Origin of the sequence: Kitasatospora sp. NPDC092286 (genome assembly GCF_044755565.1) — a bacterium.
Taxonomy (GTDB): Bacteria; Actinomycetota; Actinomycetes; order Streptomycetales; family Streptomycetaceae; genus Kitasatospora.
This window is the reverse complement of the sequence record NZ_JBIVRD010000001.1, coordinates 184,780-201,546: the sequence shown is the minus strand read 5'-3', so window position 1 is coordinate 201,546 and position 16,767 is coordinate 184,780. Positions and strand designations below refer to the sequence as shown.

At 74.6% G+C, this 16,767-nt stretch carries 11 protein-coding genes; 7 read left to right on the top strand and 4 right to left on the bottom strand.

Features of this window, described 5'->3' with window-relative positions:
* Positions 1–22 precede the first annotated feature (22 nt).
* Positions 23–2,668 (top strand): DNA helicase PcrA, encoded by a 2,646-nt coding sequence (pcrA, locus tag ACIQIB_RS00950; protein ID WP_400653088.1) that lies wholly within the window; start codon positions 23–25, stop codon positions 2,666–2,668.
* A 37-nt stretch (positions 2,669–2,705) separates the two neighbouring features.
* Here the strand turns inward: pcrA and ACIQIB_RS00945 are convergent, their stop codons facing one another.
* Complete coding sequence (locus tag ACIQIB_RS00945; RefSeq protein WP_363605562.1) at positions 2,706–3,578, bottom strand: peptidoglycan DD-metalloendopeptidase family protein; 873 nt, start codon at positions 3,576–3,578, stop codon at positions 2,706–2,708.
* 316 nt (positions 3,579–3,894) lie between these two features.
* Here ACIQIB_RS00945 and ACIQIB_RS00940 point away from each other — a divergent pair, with 316 nt between their 5' ends.
* Positions 3,895–4,302 (top strand): cobalamin B12-binding domain-containing protein, encoded by a 408-nt coding sequence (locus ACIQIB_RS00940; RefSeq protein ID WP_363605564.1) that lies wholly within the window; start codon positions 3,895–3,897, stop codon positions 4,300–4,302.
* Positions 4,303–4,375: 73 nt separating this feature from the next.
* Here ACIQIB_RS00940 and ACIQIB_RS00935 read toward each other — a convergent pair whose 3' ends face one another.
* Positions 4,376–6,001 (bottom strand): DUF5691 domain-containing protein, encoded by a 1,626-nt coding sequence (locus tag ACIQIB_RS00935; RefSeq protein WP_400756143.1) that lies wholly within the window; start codon positions 5,999–6,001, stop codon positions 4,376–4,378.
* Positions 6,002–6,336: 335 nt separating this feature from the next.
* The gene (locus ACIQIB_RS00930) at positions 6,337–7,647 is read right to left on the bottom strand and encodes an SWIM zinc finger domain-containing protein (RefSeq protein WP_400653094.1); all 1,311 of its coding nucleotides are present in this window, start codon (positions 7,645–7,647) and stop codon (positions 6,337–6,339) included.
* Positions 7,648–7,823: 176 nt separating this feature from the next.
* Here ACIQIB_RS00930 and ACIQIB_RS00925 point away from each other — a divergent pair, with 176 nt between their 5' ends.
* From ACIQIB_RS00925 to sucD, 5 genes are all read left to right on the top strand, one after another.
* Positions 7,824–8,906 carry an AAA family ATPase gene (locus ACIQIB_RS00925; RefSeq protein ID WP_400653096.1) on the top strand — a complete coding sequence of 361 codons (1,083 nt, stop codon included), beginning with the start codon at positions 7,824–7,826 and terminating at the stop codon, positions 8,904–8,906.
* A gap of 37 nt (positions 8,907–8,943) precedes the next feature.
* Positions 8,944–11,265 (top strand): DUF5682 family protein, encoded by a 2,322-nt coding sequence (locus tag ACIQIB_RS00920; protein ID WP_400756141.1) that lies wholly within the window; start codon positions 8,944–8,946, stop codon positions 11,263–11,265.
* A gap of 25 nt (positions 11,266–11,290) precedes the next feature.
* Positions 11,291–12,463 carry a VWA domain-containing protein gene (locus ACIQIB_RS00915; RefSeq protein ID WP_363605570.1) on the top strand — a complete coding sequence of 391 codons (1,173 nt, stop codon included), beginning with the start codon at positions 11,291–11,293 and terminating at the stop codon, positions 12,461–12,463.
* A 314-nt stretch (positions 12,464–12,777) separates the two neighbouring features.
* On the top strand, positions 12,778–13,950 hold the full coding sequence (gene sucC / locus ACIQIB_RS00910; protein ID WP_363605571.1) for an ADP-forming succinate--CoA ligase subunit beta: 1,173 nt from the start codon (positions 12,778–12,780) through the stop codon (positions 13,948–13,950).
* An 18-nt stretch (positions 13,951–13,968) separates the two neighbouring features.
* The gene (gene sucD, locus ACIQIB_RS00905; RefSeq protein ID WP_363605572.1) at positions 13,969–14,850 is read left to right on the top strand and encodes a succinate--CoA ligase subunit alpha; all 882 of its coding nucleotides are present in this window, start codon (positions 13,969–13,971) and stop codon (positions 14,848–14,850) included.
* A 72-nt stretch (positions 14,851–14,922) separates the two neighbouring features.
* Here sucD and ACIQIB_RS00900 read toward each other — a convergent pair whose 3' ends face one another.
* Positions 14,923–16,722: a LuxR C-terminal-related transcriptional regulator gene (locus tag ACIQIB_RS00900; RefSeq protein ID WP_400756139.1), complete on the bottom strand. Its 1,800-nt coding sequence runs from the start codon at positions 16,720–16,722 to the stop codon at positions 14,923–14,925.
* Positions 16,723–16,767: the final 45 nt, after the last annotated feature.

Here is a 16,767-nt window from a genome sequence, read left to right as displayed (position 1 = left end):
GTGGCCATAGACTCGGAGTGCCATGAGTAGCCTCTTTGACGACCTCCCGCTCCCCGGTTTCGAGGCCCCCGCCGCCGGGTCGAAGCAGCAGCCCGCCGCCCCCGCCGACGAGGAGCCGCCGCCGTACGAGGACGACGTCCCGTACGACGCGTACGAGGAGGCGATTCCGCAGGGGCTGTTCGAGACCGACCACGCCGCCGAGGCCGAGCGGGACTCCTGGTACCGCAACGGCGCCGCCCGGACGGTGGTGGACCCGGCGCAGCTGCTGGAGGGGATGAACGACCCCCAGCGCGAGGCGGTGCTGCACGCGGGCTCGCCGCTGCTGATCGTGGCCGGCGCGGGCTCCGGCAAGACCAGGGTGCTCACCCACCGGATCGCCCACCTGCTGGGCGCGCGCGGGGTGCAGCCGGGCGAGATCCTGGCGATCACCTTCACCAACAAGGCGGCCGGCGAGATGCGCGAGCGCGTCGAGCAGCTGGTCGGGCCGCGGGCCCGGGCGATGTGGGTGTCCACCTTCCACAGCGCCTGCGTACGGATCCTGCGCCGCGAGTCCAAGCTGCTCGGCTTCACCTCCTCGTTCTCGATCTACGACTCGGCGGACTCGCAGCGGCTGATGTCGCTGGTCTGCCGCGATCTCGACCTGGACCCGAAGCAGTTCCCGCCGAAGTCCTTCACGGCGAAGATCAGCAACCTGAAGAACGAGCTGATCGACGAGGAGACCTACGCCGACCAGGCCGCCAACCCGATGGAGAAGAAGCTCGCCGAGGCGTACTTCCTCTACCAGCGGCGCCTGCGCGAGGCCAACGCGCTGGACTTCGACGACATCATCATGACCACCGTCAACCTGCTCCAGGCGTTCCCCGACGTTGCCGAGCACTACCGGCGGCGGTTCCGGCACATCCTGGTCGACGAGTACCAGGACACCAACCACGCCCAGTACATGCTGGTCCGGGAGCTGAGCGGGGGCTCGGTCACCGCCGCGCCGAAGCGCACCGTCGACGGGGACCTGGTGGACCCGGCGGCCGGGCGGCTCGCCGAGGTGCCGCCGGCCGAGCTGTGCGTGGTCGGTGACGCGGACCAGTCGATCTACGCCTTCCGCGGCGCGACGATCCGCAACATCCTCCAGTTCGAGGAGGACTACCCGGACGCGGTCACGATCCTGCTGGAGCAGAATTACCGCTCCACCCAGACGATCCTGAGCGCCGCCAACGCCGTCATCGAGCGCAACGCCAACCGGCGCGAGAAGAAGCTCTGGACGGCCGGTGACCACGGCGAGAAGGTGATCGGCTACGTCGCCGACGACGAGCACGGCGAGGCCCAGTTCATCGCCGACGAGATCGACCGGCTGACCGACGCCGGGGACGCCAGGCCCGGCGACGTCGCGATCTTCTACCGGACTAACGCCCAGTCCCGGGTGTTCGAGGAGGTGTTCATCCGGGTCGGGCTGCCGTACAAGGTGGTCGGCGGGGTGCGCTTCTACGAGCGCAAGGAGGTCCGGGACGTCCTGGCCTACCTGCGGGTGCTCTCCAACCCCGAGGACACCGTGCCGCTGCGCCGGATCCTCAACGTGCCCAAGCGCGGCATCGGCGACCGCGCCGAGGCGATGGTCGACGCCCTGGCCGCGCGGGAGCGGATCTCCTTCGCGCAGGCGCTGCAGCGGGTCGACGAGGCGTACGGCATGGCCGCGCGCTCGGCGAACGCGGTGAAGAAGTTCAACACGCTGATGGCCGGGCTGCGGCAGGTCGTGGAGTCCGGAGCGGGCCCCGCGGCGGTGCTGGAGGCGGTGCTGGAGGAGACGGGCTACCTCGCCGAGCTGCAGTCCTCCACCGATCCGCAGGACGAGACCCGGGTGGAGAACCTCCAGGAGCTCGCCTCGGTGGCCCTGGAGTACGAGCAGGACCCGGGGGAGCGGCCGGACGCGGGCGAGGACGGCGCACCGCCGGTCGGCTCGCTGGCCGACTTCCTGGAGCGGGTGGCGCTGGTCGCCGACTCGGACCAGATCCCGGACGAGGACGAGGAGGGGCAGGGCGTCATCACGATGATGACCCTGCACACCGCCAAGGGCCTGGAGTTCCCGGTGGTCTTCCTCACCGGTATGGAGGACGGCATCTTCCCGCACATGCGGGCGCTCAACCAGGTCAAGGAGCTGGAGGAGGAGCGGCGGCTCGCGTACGTCGGGCTGACCCGCGCCCGGGAGCGGCTCTACCTGACCCGCTCGGTGCTGCGCAGCGCGTGGGGGCAGCCCTCGTACAACCCGGCCTCGCGGTTCCTGGAGGAGATCCCGGAGCCGCTGGTGGAGTGGAAGCGGATGGGGGCGGCGTCGGCGCCGGCCCCGCGCGGGTACGCGGGGGGCTCGTCCGGGTCGTCCGGCTCGTTCGGCGGGCGCGGGTTCGCCGCGAGCGGCGGCGGTTCGCGCGGGTCCTCGCGGGGCGCCGCGGCGGCTGCGCCGAAGGCGGGCTGGGGGCAGTCGGCGCGGCGTTCCGGCGGCGCCGTCGAGCGCGAGGTCGTCGGGCTGGCGGTGGGCGACCGCGTCACCCACGACACCTTCGGGCTGGGCACGGTGGTGGCCACCACCGGCGTCGGCGACAAGGCGCAGGCCACGGTGGACTTCGGTTCGGAGGGGCGCAAGCAGCTGCTGCTGCGGTACGCGCCGGTGGAGAAGCTGTAGGACCGGGGCGGCGGGGCCCGCGCCGGCGGCCGGTGGGTCAGCGCGGGTCGATGCCCTGGGCGAGCAGCCAGGGCAGCGGGTCGACGGGTGCGCCGCCGCCGGCCGGGCGGATCTCGAAGTGCAGGTGCGGGCCGGTGCTGTTGCCGCTGCTGCCGACGAAGGCGATCACGTCGCCCGCCTTCACCGTGCCCTTGCGGATCTTGTACGAGCGCAGATGGCAGTACCAGGCCTCGGTGCCGTCGGCCGTCTTCAGGATCGTCATATAGCCGTACGACGGATTCCACTGGGTGCGGATCGTCCCGTCGGTGACGGCCAGCACCTGGGTGCCGCCGTCGACCGGGAAGTCGATGCCGGTGTGCCGGGCGGCCCAGTGCGTACCGGACGCGCCGAAGGTCTCGCCCAGACCGCGCTGGGCGACCGGGAGGGAGATCTTGGGGCGCTCGGGTGGCTTGGGCGCCTCGGCGGTCGGGTCGGCGGTCGGGTCGGCGGTGGGATCGGCGGTTGGCTGCGCGGCCGGGTCCGTGGTGGGCTGTGCGGCCGGGTCGGCGGCGGGCTGGGTGCCGGACAGCGGCTGGCGGGCGTCGCCGCGGGAGGCGTGAGCGGCGTCGCCCGGTGCGGAGGCCTGCCGGACGGTGGTCCCGGCGGCCGCACCGGCGCCGGCCGGGTCGGCGGCGGCCTGCTCGGGCCCCCGGCCGGCCGCCTGCGCGCGCTGCTGGTCGGCCGCTTCGCCCTGGACGGTCACGGCGGCCGCCGTGGCCACTCCGAGCGCGGCCACCGACGGCAGCGCGACCCGCAGCAGCGCCGTTCTGGTGGCGGCCTTGGCGGCGTCGCGGCGCTGGGCGCGCGACTGTTCGCGGGCGGCCACGCGCAGCTCGGCGCGGGTCGGACGGGCGGCTGCTTCGGGAGCCATCGGGGGCTGCCTCCTCGGTGGGCCTCGGGCACGTCGACGGACAGGGGAAAACAGCCGAGACTGTAGTCGTAACGCCGACATCCGGACAAAAGTCCGGATGTCAAGAGGCAGGGCCGTGGGGACACCGACGGTGACGGAGGGGCGGAAAGCGGGCGGCGAAAGGCGAAGCTGTGACTTTCCCCTCCTCTTGCCGGGCGGCACGGCCAACCGGGCCGGGTGGCGCTAACCTCCCCTCAGGTTTGTTATTGCTGGTTAACCGCGCCCGCGCCCGACGAGGTCCGGTGGGGTGGTGGACGACGAGGTCCAGGAGGCAGTGATGGGTGTGTCAGGGCCGATCCGCGTGGTGGTCGCCAAGCCGGGGCTCGACGGTCACGACCGGGGCGCCAAGGTCATCGCGCGCGCCCTGCGCGACGCCGGTATGGAGGTCATCTACACCGGGCTGCACCAGACGCCCGAGCAGGTGGTCGACACCGCCATCCAGGAGGACGCGGACGGCATCGGCCTGTCGATCCTCTCCGGCGCGCACATGACGCTCTGCGCGCGCGTCCTGGAACTGCTGAAGGAGCGCGACGCGGAGGACATCAAGGTCTTCTGCGGCGGGATCATCCCGGACGACGACATCGCCGAGCTCAAGGCCCTGGGCGTCGCGGACATCTTCACCCCGGGCACGCCGACCCGGGACGTGGTGGCCTGGGTCGAGGCCAACCTGCGGGCCGCCGGCTGAGTCCACGCCGACCGGGCCGGTACGGAGAGCTTCCCGCTCCGTACCGGCCCGGTCGCATGTCGGCGACCGCCGCTCAGCCGTCGAGTTCGGCGAGCATCGCCTCCCGGAAGCGCAGGGTGCCGGCCAGCCGGGCGAAGGTCTCGCCCCAGGCCGAGGCGGGCGTGGCGGAGGCCGCCAGGGCCTCGACGGCGGTGGCCGTCCCGGGGGCGAGGGCCCGCTCGGTCATCCCGAGCACCCCGCTGTGGCTCCACGGGTACGCGCCGGAGGCGGCCGCCCGGTCCAGCGCCGCGACCACGGCGGTCGACAGCGGCGGGGTCCACGGGGTCGCGCAGGCGCCGAGCAGCTGGAAGGCCTCGCCGAGGCCGTGCACCTCGACGAAGGCGGCCGTCCAGGCGGCCCGTTCGGCGGCCGGGAGCACCGAGAGCAGCTTCGCGGGAGCGCCGGCCGTCCGGGGTGCGCGGCCCGTCCGGGTGCCCCTCCCCGGGGCGGGCGCGGGGCCGAGCAGCGCCCGCGCCCAGCCGGCGTCCTGCTGGCGGACGGCGGCCCTGGCCCAGGCCTCCCGCAGGTCGTCGGCCCAGCTGCTGCTGGTCTCGTCGATGCTGTCGCCGACCCGGAGGGCGAGCAGCTGATCCGGCGTCAGGCCGGTGGTCCCGGACCAGACGGCCAGCGGGGCGGCGGCGATCACCTCGCCGAACCACCAGGCCCGTTCGCCGCGCCCGGTGGGCGACTTGAGCGCAATGCCGTCGCGCTGCATGGCGGCGTCGCACGCGGCGGGCGGGCTGACCAGCAGATGCGTGCCGCGCTCCGAGAGGCGTACGGCGGTGCGGGCGCGCTCGGCCATCCGGTGGGCGAGGGCGGTGCCGGGGAGGGTGGAGAGCAGCTCGGCGGCGGTGGCCCGGACGTTCTTGCTGCGGTCGCCCAGGGCGGCCTCCAGGAACGGTTCGTCGGCGAGGGAGAGGCCTTCCTGCAGGGCGTCCAGGAAGAGCAGGCGGTCCTCGGCGCGTTCGGTGGGCCAGCTGCTCCGGAGCAGGGCCAGGCCGGCGGCGGGGTCGCTCCGGCGGAGCGCGGTGAGGTGGGTGACGCGTTCGGCGAAGAGGCCCTCGTGCCAGAGGCGGTCGTCCTCGGGGAGTTCGGCGGCGGGCGCGGGGTCGGTGGTGGTGCGCAGGACGAAGCGCCAGTCCGGGTTCTGGGCGGCGAGCCAGCGGCCGAGCGGGCCGGCCAGTGCGACCGCGTCGGGGCGCAGTTCGCTACGGGCCCGGGCCGCGTCCAGCAGGGCCGGGACGAGAGCGGCGGGCGGGTGGTAGCCGCGGGAGCGGGCGGTGGTGAGCCATTGGGGGAGCAGCTCGGCGAGGTTGGCGAGGGCGTGGCTCGAGCTGCTTCCGGCGCCGCGGTTGCTGAGCAGCAGGGAGAGCCGACGGGCGGCGGGGGGCGGGAGTTCGGGGCGCGGGTCCTCGGGAGCGGGCGGGCCGGGGGGTTCGGTGGCGGGCGCGGGGAGGGCACCGGCGCGGCGGCGGACGGCGGCCAGGGCGGCGAGTTCGAGGAGGGCGGTGGCCGGGTCGGTGCGGTCCACCGCCTGGGCGGTGGTGCGGTGGGCGGGGGAGCCGGTGGGGGGATCGGCCGGCAGGGGGCGGCGGTCGGTGCCGAGGAGGGCGGTGGTGTGGAGGGTCTCCCAGGGGTCGGCGGGGGTGGTGGGTGGCACGGGGGCTCCTGTGGGTTGGTGGTTGCTGTTCGGGGGGCTCTCGGGAGGGTGGTGGCGGGGGCGGCTCCCGGGGTGGTCGCTCCGGGGGCTGGATGATTTTCAGACTGCCGATTCTGTTGGTGGGCGCTTTCGCCGTTGGCAGTCTGAAAATCACCCGCCACGCCCCCTTCCGCGACCACCCCGTACGCCGCCCCCTCCCGCAGCGCGTCCCTCTCGCCCTGGTCGGGTGGTGGGTGGGAGGGAGGGAAGGGGCGGGAAGGGGGGCGGGAGGAGGGGGGAAGGAAGGGGCGGGAGCGGGTGGGTGGGTGAGCGGTGGGGGGAAGGGAGGCCGGGGGTTACGGGGTGGTGAGGCTGATGGGGCGGGTGTCCTGGCCCCAGGCGGTGATGGGGGTGAAGCCCTGGTGGCCGTGGTCGCCGAAGACGGTGAGGGGGCGGCCGGTGGAGACGGCGGCGAGGCGCCAGAGGGCGGGTTCGGGGGTGGTGGTGCGGCGGACGGGGAGGGTGTGGTGGCCGTCGGTCAGGTGCCAGCCGTCGGGGGTGAGGACGGGGACGACGGCGGTGAGGACGGTGGGCCAGGTGTCGAGCCAGGGGTCGTCGGCGACGGCGGCGCCGTACGTGGCGACGGCCTCGGCGGGGCTGAGGCCCGAGGGGGGTGCGGCGGGGCCGGGTTCGGGGGTGCCGTAGCGGGCGCCGAGGGCGGCGCGCAGGGGGCGGGCGCCGGGGTGGAAGGCGAGGTCGGCCTCCAGCAGGTGGCCGGTGGGGAGGGCGAGGTCGGGGGCCTGGCCGGGGCGGCCGAAGGCGAGGAGGAGGGCGAGCCGGCCGGTCTTGGCGCCGCGCAGCCAGAGCCGGCGGGTGGTGAGGCGTTCGTCGGCGGTGTCGCGGCTGCCGAGGACGTGCCAGCGGTCGCGGACGGTGGGTCCGGCGAGGAGTTCGGCGGTGTCGGTGGTGTAGCCGACCCGCGCGCGGACCGTGGCGGCGAGCGGGTCGGGCAGTTCGTCGACCCGGGTGGCGGCGGTGGCGAGCAGGTGGAGCATGGCGTACTCCTCCAGGAGGCTGTCCTGCGGGGTGGTGTCGAGTTCGCGGACGCGGGTGGCGAGGCCGGGGGCCTGGGCGTCGACCATGCGGGCGGCGACCTCGTCCCAGGGGCCGGCGCTGCTCCCGTCGGCCAGGCCGTGGCGGATCCGGTCGGCCAGCCGGAGGCGCAGTTCGCCGGCGCCGGCGGCGACCCGGGCGGAGCGCTTCTCGGCCCGGCGGCGGGCGGCGGCCGGGTCGGCCGGGGTGTCGGCCCTGGCGGCGCGCTGCTCGGCGCGGTTCTGGCGGCCCTTCAGCCACTCGGACGCCCAGTCGGCGGGCTCGGCGCCGTCCGGGACGGCCTCCGGGGTGCCGCTCCAGAGCAGGAGGAGTCCGAGCGCGTGCTTGCACGGGAACTTCCGGCTCGGGCAGGTGCACGTGTAGGCGGGCGTGGCCAGCTCCACGGCGGTGCGGTACGGCGTGCTGCCGCTGCCCTTGCACGCGCCCCAGAGCGCGGTGCCGTCGGTGCCGGTACCGGACCAGGGCGCGGCCGAGGAGAGTTTGCCCGCCGCCTTCCGCGACGCGGCGTCGGGCGCGAGGGACAGGACGTGTTCGGTGCTCCAGCGTTCCTCCATGCCGACGACGGTAGGCGGGGGGACTGACAGCCGGAGCAGTCGAACTGAGGGCCGATCAGGATTGTCAGTGGCCCGGTGCATGGTGGTTCTCGCAGGCCGGGACGCCGACCTGGCTCCCCCCGATCACCTCGCCGCCTGCCACAGGTGTGTCCGGCGGCCGACCCGAAGGAGCCCTTATGACCGACGTTCTGCGGCAGCACGCGGAGGACGCGTTCGCTGCCGAACTGGCCGCGCTGGCCGCGCAGGACGACCGTCCGCGCCCCGAGCGCTGGAAGCTGTCGCCGTGGGCCGTCGCCACCTATCTGCTGGGCGGCGAGCTGCCGGACGGCACCGTGGTCACGCCCAAGTACATCGGCCCGCGCCGGGTGGTCGAGGTCGCGGTGACGACGCTGGCGACGGACCGCGCGCTGCTGCTGCTCGGCGTGCCGGGTACCGCGAAGACCTGGGTGTCGGAGCATCTCGCGGCCGCGATCAGCGGTGATTCGACGCTGCTGGTGCAGGGCACCGCGGGCACGCCGGAGGAGGCGGTCCGGTACGGGTGGAACTACGCCCAGCTGCTGGCCCACGGCCCGAGCCGGGACGCGCTGGTGCCGTCGCCGCTGATGCGGGCGATGGCCGACGGGAAGATCGCCCGGGTCGAGGAGCTGACCCGCATCCCGGCGGACGTGCAGGACAGCCTGATCACGATCCTGTCGGAGAAGACGCTGCCGGTACCGGAGTTGGGCGGCGAGACGCAGGCGGTGCGGGGCTTCAACCTGATCGCCACCGCCAACGACCGGGACCGGGGCGTGAACGAGCTGTCGAGCGCCCTGCGCCGGCGGTTCAACACCGTGGTGCTGCCACTGCCCGGTTCGCTGGAGGAGGAGGTGGACATCGTCACCCGCCGGGTCAACCAGCTCGGCAGCTCGCTGGAGCTGCCCCAACTGCCCGGCGGCGCCGAGGAGATCAGGCGTGTGGTCACCGTCTTCCGCGAGCTGCGGGCCGGGATCACGACGGACGGCCGGACGAAGGTGAAGACCCCGAGCGGGACGCTGTCGACCGCGGAGGCGATCTCGGTCGTGACGAACGGGCTTGCCCTGGCCACCCACTTCGGCGACGGCGTGCTGCGGGCCGGCGACGTCACGGCGGGCATTCTTGGGGCCGTCGTCCGGGATCCGGTGGCCGACCAGGCGGTGTGGCGCGAGTACGTCGAGGGCGTCGTCCGCGAGCGGGACGGCTGGAAGGACTTCTACCGTGCCGCCCGCGAGCACACCCGCTGAGACGGCCGTCGTTCGAGTTCCAGGGAGGGAGGGCGCGATGAGCGCAGAGGTGACGCTGCTGGGCGTACGGCACCACGGTCCGGGCTCGGCCCGCGCGGTGGCCGCCGCGCTGGAGCGACTGCGGCCGGACGCGGTGCTGATCGAGGGCCCGCCGGAGGCCGATCCGATCATCGGGCTGGCGGGCGAGAAGGACATGGTGCCGCCGGTCGCGCTGCTCGCCCACGCCGTGGACGATCCGGCCAGGGCCGCGTTCTGGCCGTACGCCGAGTTCTCCCCGGAGTGGGTGGCGATCCGCTACGGCGTCGAGCGCGAACTCCCGGTCCGCTTCATCGACCTCCCGGCGGCGTACGGCTTCGCCGTGACGGAGGAGGCGGATCCCGGGCCGGACGAGGCGGTACCCGGCGACCCGATCGCGCTGCTCGCCGAGGCGGCCGGCCACGACGACCCGGAGCGCTGGTGGGAGGACGTGATCGAGCACCGCACGCCCGGCGCCGACGAGTTCGCCCCGTTCGCGGCCGTCGCGGAGGCGATGACCGCGCTGCGCGAGGAGGGGGTCGGGGAGCGGCGGCGCGACGAGCTGCGGGAGGCGTACATGCGCCAGCAGATCCGCGCCGCCCGGCGGGCCGGCCACCGGCGGATCGCGGTGGTCTGCGGCGCCTTCCACGTCCCGGCCCTGGCCGCCATGCCGACGGTCGCCCATGACCGCGCGCTGCTCGCCGGCCTGCCGAAGAAGGTCAGGACCGACATCACCTGGGTGCCCTGGACGCACCGCCGGCTCTCCCGACTCACCGGGTACGGCGCCGGGATCGCCTCGCCGGGCTGGTACCACCACCTGTTCGCCGCGTCGGGCGATCCGCTGCCGAAGTGGCTGGCCAGGGCCGCCGAGCTGCTGCGGGCCGAGGACCACCCGGTCTCCTCCGCGCACGTCATCGAGGCCGTCCGGCTGGCCCGCACGCTGGCGGTGATGCGCGGCCGGCCGCTGGCCGGGCTGACCGAGACGCTCGACGCCGTCCGGTCGGTGATGTGCGACGGGTCGGACGTCGCGCTGGAGCTGGTCCGGGACCGGCTGGTGATCGGCGACGCGCTCGGCACGGTGCCGGACGCCGCACCGGCGGTGCCGCTGCAACGGGACCTGTCCCGGCTGCAGCGCTCCCTGCGGCTGAAGCCGGACGTCGAGCCGCGCGACCTCGACCTCGACCTGCGCAGGGAGAACGACGCGGCGCGCTCGCGGCTGCTGCACCGGCTGCGCCTGCTCGGCGTCGAGTGGGGCGTGCCGGTGCGGTCCGCCGTCCACTCGACGGGCACCTTCCGGGAGAGCTGGCGGCTCTGCTGGCAGCCCGAGTTCGCGGTCCGGATCGCCGAGGCCGCCCAGTGGGGCACCACGGTCGAGGACGCGGCGGTCGGCAAGGCCGTCGGCACCGCCCGGGCCGCCGTCGAACTCGCCGAACTCACCGGCCTGGTGGAGACCTGCCTGCTCGCCGGGCTGGGCGGGGCGCTGCCCGCCGTGATGCGGGTGCTCGCCGACTGCGCGGCCCTGGACACCGATGTCGCCCACCTCGCGGGCGCCCTGCCCGCCCTGGTCCGCGCACTGCGCTACGGCGACGTCCGGGGCACCGACAACGGCGCGCTCGCCGAGGCCGCGACCGGTCTCGCCGACCGGATCTGCGTCGGGCTGCCGCCCGCCTGCACCGGTCTTGACGCGGCCGGCGCCACGGCGATGCGCGGCCACCTCGACGAGGTGCACGGCGCGATCGGCCTGCTGGAACCGGCCGACGCCCCTGACTCCCCCGACGCCCCCGATGCCTCCGGCGACCTCGCCGACCGGTGGGCCGCCGCCCTGCGCTCGCTCGCCCGTCGCGAGCCCACCGGCGGCCCGGCGACGGGCGTCCCCGGCCTGCTGCGCGGCCGCGCCGTCCGGCTGCTGCTCGACGACGGCCGGCTCGGCTCCGAGGAGGCCGGCCGCCGGATGGGCCTGGTCCTCTCGGTGGCCAACGTCCCGGCGGACGCGGCCGGCTGGGTCGAGGGCTTCCTCACCGGCGGCGGGGCCCTGCTGCTGCACGACCCCCGGCTGCTCGGCCTGCTCGACGCCTGGCTGACGGCGGTGCCGGCGGAGGTCTTCACCGATGTGCTGCCACTGCTGCGCCGTACCTTCTCCGCGCTGGAGGCGGGGGTGCGCACCACGGTCGGCAGCCGGGTCGCGGCCGGCCCGCTCGACGCCGCTGCGGCCCCGGCCGGGACGGACGGGGCCCTGCTCGACCAGGCCAGGGCCGACGCCGCGCTGCCCACCCTCGCCCTCCTGCTCGGCCTCCCCGGCGGACTGCCGCGGATTCCCCTGCAGGCCGCCGGCCGCGACACCTGATCCGCACCCACCGAAGGAGCGTCCGATGGCAGTGACCACCTCCCCCGCCGCCGAGGAACGGCTGCGCCGCTGGCGGCTGGTGCTCGGCGGCGAGGCGGACGGGACGGGCTGTGCGCTGCGCGGCCGGGACGCCGCCATGGACGGTGCGCTCGCCGCGCTGTACCGCGGGGCTCCGCCGGAGGGCAGGGCCGCGACGGGCGGCCGCCGCAGCGCCGGCCTGGGCGGCTCGGCGCCGCAGGTGGCGCGCTGGCTGGGCGACATCCGCGAGTACTTCCCCTCCACCGTCGTGCAGTTGATGCAGCAGGACGCCATCACCCGGCTCGGCCTGGACCACCTGCTGCTGGAGCCGGAGATGCTGGAGGCCGTCGAGCCGGACGTCCACCTGGTCGGCACCCTGCTCTCGCTGAAGCACGCGCTGCCGGAGACCACCCGGGAGACCGCCCGCGCGGTGGTCGGCAAGGTGGTCGCCGAGCTGGAGCGCAGGCTCGCCGACCGCACCCGGGCCACCCTGGGCGGCGCGCTGGACCGCAGCGCCAAGGTGAACCGCCCGCGCCACCGCGACATCGACTGGGACCGCACCATCCGGGCCAACCTGAAGAACTACCTGCCCGAGTACGGCACGGTCGTCCCCGAGCGGCTGGTCGGCTACGCCCGTGCGCAGCGCGCGGTGAAGAAGGACGTCATCCTCTGCATCGACCAGTCCGGCTCGATGGCGCCGTCCGTGGTGCACTCGGCGGTGTTCGGCGCGGTGCTCGCCTCGATGAGGAGCCTGGACACCCGGCTGGTCGTCTTCGACACCTCGGTGGTGGACCTCACCGAGCAGCTCACCGACCCGGTGGACGTCCTGTTCGCCACCCGGCTCGGCGGCGGCACCGACATCAACCGGGCGCTCGCCTACTGCCAGTCGAGGATCACCCGCCCGTCCGAGACCGTCGTGGTGCTGATCAGCGACCTCTACGAGGGCGGAATCCGCGACGAGATGCTCAAGCGGGTGGCGGCGATGAAGGCGGCCGGCGTCCAGTTCATCGCGCTGCTCGCGCTCTCCGACGAAGGTGCGCCCGCGTACGACCACGCGCACGCCGCGGCACTGGCCGCGCTCGGCGCCCCGGCGTTCGCCTGCACCCCGGACGTCTTCCCGGAGATCATGGCGGCGGCGATCGAGAAGCGCCCGATACCGGTGCCCGACCAGGGGGTGTAACGGCCGGGGGCGCGGATTCACCCGGATGCGCGAACCCGGTCCGCCGCAGGACAGGGCCTGTGACAGACCCTCGTAGGCTGGCTGTGACGGTTCTCACCAAAGACTGGCCGGTCCCGGGCGAAACACTCCCGTCGTCCGGGGATAACCTGCCAGACGGACGTGACGCGCGTGTTGATTGACGTGTGCGCCCGTGGCTGTGTGGGCCGCAAGGCCGTTCTTCTGCGTACCCGCACCGCCCCGACGACCCGCAGCGAAGATCCTGCCGTGGCACGCTCGTAGAGACACAATCCGCGACCACGAACAAGGACAAACACGTGGACCTGTTCGAGTACCAGGCGAGGGACCTCTTCGCCAAGCACGGTGTGCCCGTGCTTGACGGCGATGTCATCGAGACTGCCGCAGACGCTGCCGCCATCGCGGAGCGCTTCGGCGGCCGCGCCGTCGTCAAGGCTCAGGTGAAGGTGGGTGGCCGAGGCAAGGCCGGTGGCGTGAAGCTCGCCGCCGACCCGGCGGACGCCGTCGCCAAGGCCGAGGCGATCCTCGGCATGGACATCAAGGGCCACACCGTTCACAAGGTGATGCTGGCCCAGACCGCGGACATCAAGGACGAGTACTACGTCTCGTTCCTGCTGGACCGCACCAACCGCACCTTCCTGGCCATGGCCAGCGTCGAGGGCGGCGTGGAGATCGAGGTCGTCGCGGAGGAGAACCCGGACGCGCTCGCCAAGATCCCGGTCGACGCCAACGAGGGCTGCACCCCGGAGAAGGCCGCCGAGATCGTCGCCGCGGCGAAGTTCCCGGCTGAGGTCGCCGACCAGGTCGCCGAGGTCCTGCAGAAGCTGTGGAAGGTCTTCATCGCCGAGGACGCGCTCCTCGTCGAGGTCAACCCGCTGATCAAGTCCGGTGAGGGCAAGATCATCGCGCTGGACGGCAAGGTCTCCCTGGACGAGAACGCCGAGTTCCGTCAGCCCGGGCACGAGGCGCTCGAGGACAAGGCCGCCGCCAACCCGCTGGAGGCGGCGGCGAAGGCCAAGGGCCTGAACTACGTCAAGCTCGACGGCGAGGTCGGCATCATCGGCAACGGCGCGGGTCTCGTCATGAGCACTCTCGACGTCGTCGCCTACGCCGGCGAGAAGCACGGCAACGTGAAGCCCGCCAACTTCCTCGACATCGGCGGCGGCGCCTCGGCCGAGGTCATGGCCAACGGCCTGGAGATCATCCTCGGCGACGCCGACGTCAAGTCGGTCTTCGTCAACGTCTTCGGCGGTATCACCGCGTGCGACGCCGTCGCGAACGGCATCGTCCAGGCGCTGGCCCTGCTGGCGGAGAAGGGCGGGGAGGTCAGCAAGCCGCTGGTCGTCCGCCTCGACGGCAACAACGCCGAGCTGGGTCGTAAGATCCTGACCGACGCCAACCACCCGCTGGTGCAGCAGGTGGACACCATGGACGGTGCGGCCGACCGCGCCGCCGAGCTGGCCAACAAGTAAGGAAGGGGACTTAACACCATGGCTATCTTCCTTACCAAGGACAGCAAGGTCATCGTCCAGGGCATGACCGGCTCCGAGGGCATGAAGCACACCCGCCGCATGCTCGCCTCCGGCACCCGGATCGTCGGCGGTGTGAACCCGCGCAAGGCCGGCACCACCGTGGACGTCGACGGCACCGAGGTGCCCGTCTTCGGCACCGTCGCCGAGGCCATCGAGAAGACCGGTGCCGATGTCACCGTCATCTTCGTGCCGCCGAAGTTCACCAAGGACGCCGTCGTCGAGGCCATCGACGCCGAGATCGGCCTGGCCGTCGTCATCACCGAGGGCGTCCCGGTGCACGACACCGCCGCCTTCTGGGCGTACGCGGGCTCGAAGGGCAACAAGACCCGGATCATCGGCCCGAACTGCCCCGGCCTGATCAGCCCCGGACAGTCGAACGCCGGCATCATCCCGGCCGACATCACCACGTCCGGCAAGATCGGCCTGGTCTCGAAGTCCGGCACCCTGACCTACCAGCTCATGTACGAGCTGCGCGACATCGGCTTCTCCTCGGCCGTGGGCATCGGCGGTGACCCGGTCATCGGCACCACCCACATCGACGCCCTCAAGGCGTTCCAGGAGGACCCGGAGACCGAGCTGATCGTCATGATCGGTGAGATCGGCGGCGACGCCGAGGAGCGTGCCGCGGCCTACATCGCCGAGCACGTCACCAAGCCGGTCGTCGGCTACGTCGCGGGCTTCACCGCCCCCGAGGGCAAGACCATGGGCCACGCCGGCGCCATCGTCTCCGGCTCCTCGGGCACCGCCCAGGCGAAGAAGGAGGCCCTCGAGGCCGCCGGTGTCAAGGTCGGCAAGACGCCGTCCGAGACCGCCCGCCTGGCGCGCGAGCTCATCGGCTGACGCTCGCCCCGCTCGTCGAGCGCCCCTGTCCGGTCCGGGCAGGGGCGCTCGACGTTTCCGCCTCCGCCGTGCTCAGCCGTCGTCCGCCGCGCAGGGGCGGAGCGGCCGGCGGGTGCAGTCCACCGGCCCGGGCGGCGGCGGCAGCGGCGCGGCGTGCCTGGTGGTGGTCAGCTCCCACGGGCGGGCGGCCCGGGGCGGCGGGGGGGCCACCATGACGGCTTCGACGCCCGGGGCGGTGCTGCACCAGAAACTGCGGACACCGGGCTCCGGGCCGTCGGGGAGGGCCGGGACGGTGTCCTTCTCGGCCGGGACGCAGAGCACCGGGGTGGGCGGCGCGGACGGGCGGAACAGCACCGACGGCCCTTCGCCGGCCAGGGTCGCCACCGCCGCACCGCTCACCGCCACCGTGAGCAGCGCCGCCGCCCCGGTCCGGGCGGCGTTGCGCAGCCCGCTGCGTGCGCGCAGCACCGGGACCGGTGAGCGGTGCGGCTCCGGGCAGGCGCGGACGGCCGCCCGGTGCAGCAGCCCGCTGAGCCGGTCGGCGAAGCCGTCCGCCGTCGGATCCGGCCCGACCAGGTCCGGCACCCAGTGCGCCAGCGCCGTCCGGGCGGCCCAGACCCGGCCCTCGGCGGCCGTCAGCGTCGACTCCACCTCGACCGCGACGGCGGTGGCGGGCAGCCCCAGCCCGTCGTGCAGCACCAGCGCCCGGCGCTGCGGGCGGGAGAGCCGCTTGAGCGCCTTGAGCAGGGCGTGGTCGCGGTCGGTGAGACGGTCGTGGTCCGGCAGCACCGGCTGGGACTCGTCGGCCGGGCGGACCCTGATCCGCCGGTGCGGCAGCCGCCAGACGTGCGCCCGGCGCGGACCGCCCCGGTGCCAGGGGGAGAGCGCCAGGTCGCAGGCGCGCACCCGGACCCAGACCTCCGGGTCGCCGCCGGCCACCACCTCCTCCCACCGCCGCCGGGCCTCCCCGAAGGCCCGGCCGACGCAGTGCACGGCCCGGTGCCTGCAGGTGGCGACGAGGAACACCTGCTGCACCAGCCGGGTGTGGGCGGTCTCGTACGACTCCTCGAACGAGGCGACGGGGGCGCGGACCGCCGGGGCGGGCGGCGGGGCCGGGGTGACCGCGGACCACGCGGGCGGGTGCCCGGCGCCGGCCCCCTGACGGTCGTGGGCACCGTAGCCGTCATGGGCGCCGTGACGGGAGGCCGGTTCACCGGGGGGCCTGGCGTCCGTCGGCGCGGTCGGAGCGGGCCGCTGCCCGGTGCCGGCGACGGGCTGTCGCCCGTCGCCCGGCCGGGCCGGGTCCGCGGGCCGGGTGCCCGCCCCGTCGGGGGAGCCGGTACCGGGCGGCTGCCGCCTCCGCTCCGTGCCGACCACCGGGGGCCGCCGGGCGGGGCCGCCACCCGGCTCCGGGCGGTCCCCGGCGGTCGCGGCGCCCGGCCCGGCGGTGCGTACGCCCGGAGGTTCGTCGGGCCCGGCGGTTCCGTCCGGCCCGTTCCCCGCGGGCGCGGTCCGCGCGGGGCTCAGCAGGGCGGCGAGGGCGGCGGCCTCGGCAGGGGTCCGGGTGCCGAGCTTCCGCATGGCCCGGTGCAGCCAGCCGCGGACGGTGTCCGGGGTGACCCCGAGCGCCGCCGCCGACCGGGCGAGGTCCTGGCCGGCCGCGAGGTGGGCCAGCGCCTGGACCTCACGCGGCGTCAGCCGCCGTAGCAGCCGGAAAATTTCCTCCTCGGTGCGGGCGGTGGCGCCGGTGTCTCCGGCGGCCTTCGCGGTGCGGCCGGGTCCGGACCGGCCCTTTCCCGAACGGTCCTGCGGCGCGGGCTGGCCGTCGGCGGGGGAGCCGTCGGGGCGCTCGGCGGTCGGCGGGGTGGTCATCAGACGTTCCGCGCCGAAGTGGGGGCGGCGGCGTGAGGGCATGGT

Bases quoted from the DNA above. Each gene is read 5' to 3' on its own strand.
- ACIQIB_RS00915 (WP_363605570.1), top strand. From the start codon at position 11,291: ATGGCAGTGACCACCTCCCCCGCCGCCGAGGAACGGCTGCGCCGCTGG.
- ACIQIB_RS00945 (WP_363605562.1), bottom strand. From the start codon at position 3,578: ATGGCTCCCGAAGCAGCCGCCCGTCCGACCCGCGCCGAGCTGCGCGTG.
- ACIQIB_RS00925 (WP_400653096.1), top strand. From the start codon at position 7,824: ATGACCGACGTTCTGCGGCAGCACGCGGAGGACGCGTTCGCTGCCGAA.
- ACIQIB_RS00900 (WP_400756139.1), bottom strand. From the start codon at position 16,722: ATGACCACCCCGCCGACCGCCGAGCGCCCCGACGGCTCCCCCGCCGAC.
- ACIQIB_RS00920 (WP_400756141.1), top strand. From the start codon at position 8,944: ATGAGCGCAGAGGTGACGCTGCTGGGCGTACGGCACCACGGTCCGGGC.
- sucD (WP_363605572.1), top strand. From the start codon at position 13,969: ATGGCTATCTTCCTTACCAAGGACAGCAAGGTCATCGTCCAGGGCATG.
- pcrA (WP_400653088.1), top strand. From the start codon at position 23: ATGAGTAGCCTCTTTGACGACCTCCCGCTCCCCGGTTTCGAGGCCCCC.
- ACIQIB_RS00940 (WP_363605564.1), top strand. From the start codon at position 3,895: ATGGGTGTGTCAGGGCCGATCCGCGTGGTGGTCGCCAAGCCGGGGCTC.
- ACIQIB_RS00930 (WP_400653094.1), bottom strand. From the start codon at position 7,647: ATGGAGGAACGCTGGAGCACCGAACACGTCCTGTCCCTCGCGCCCGAC.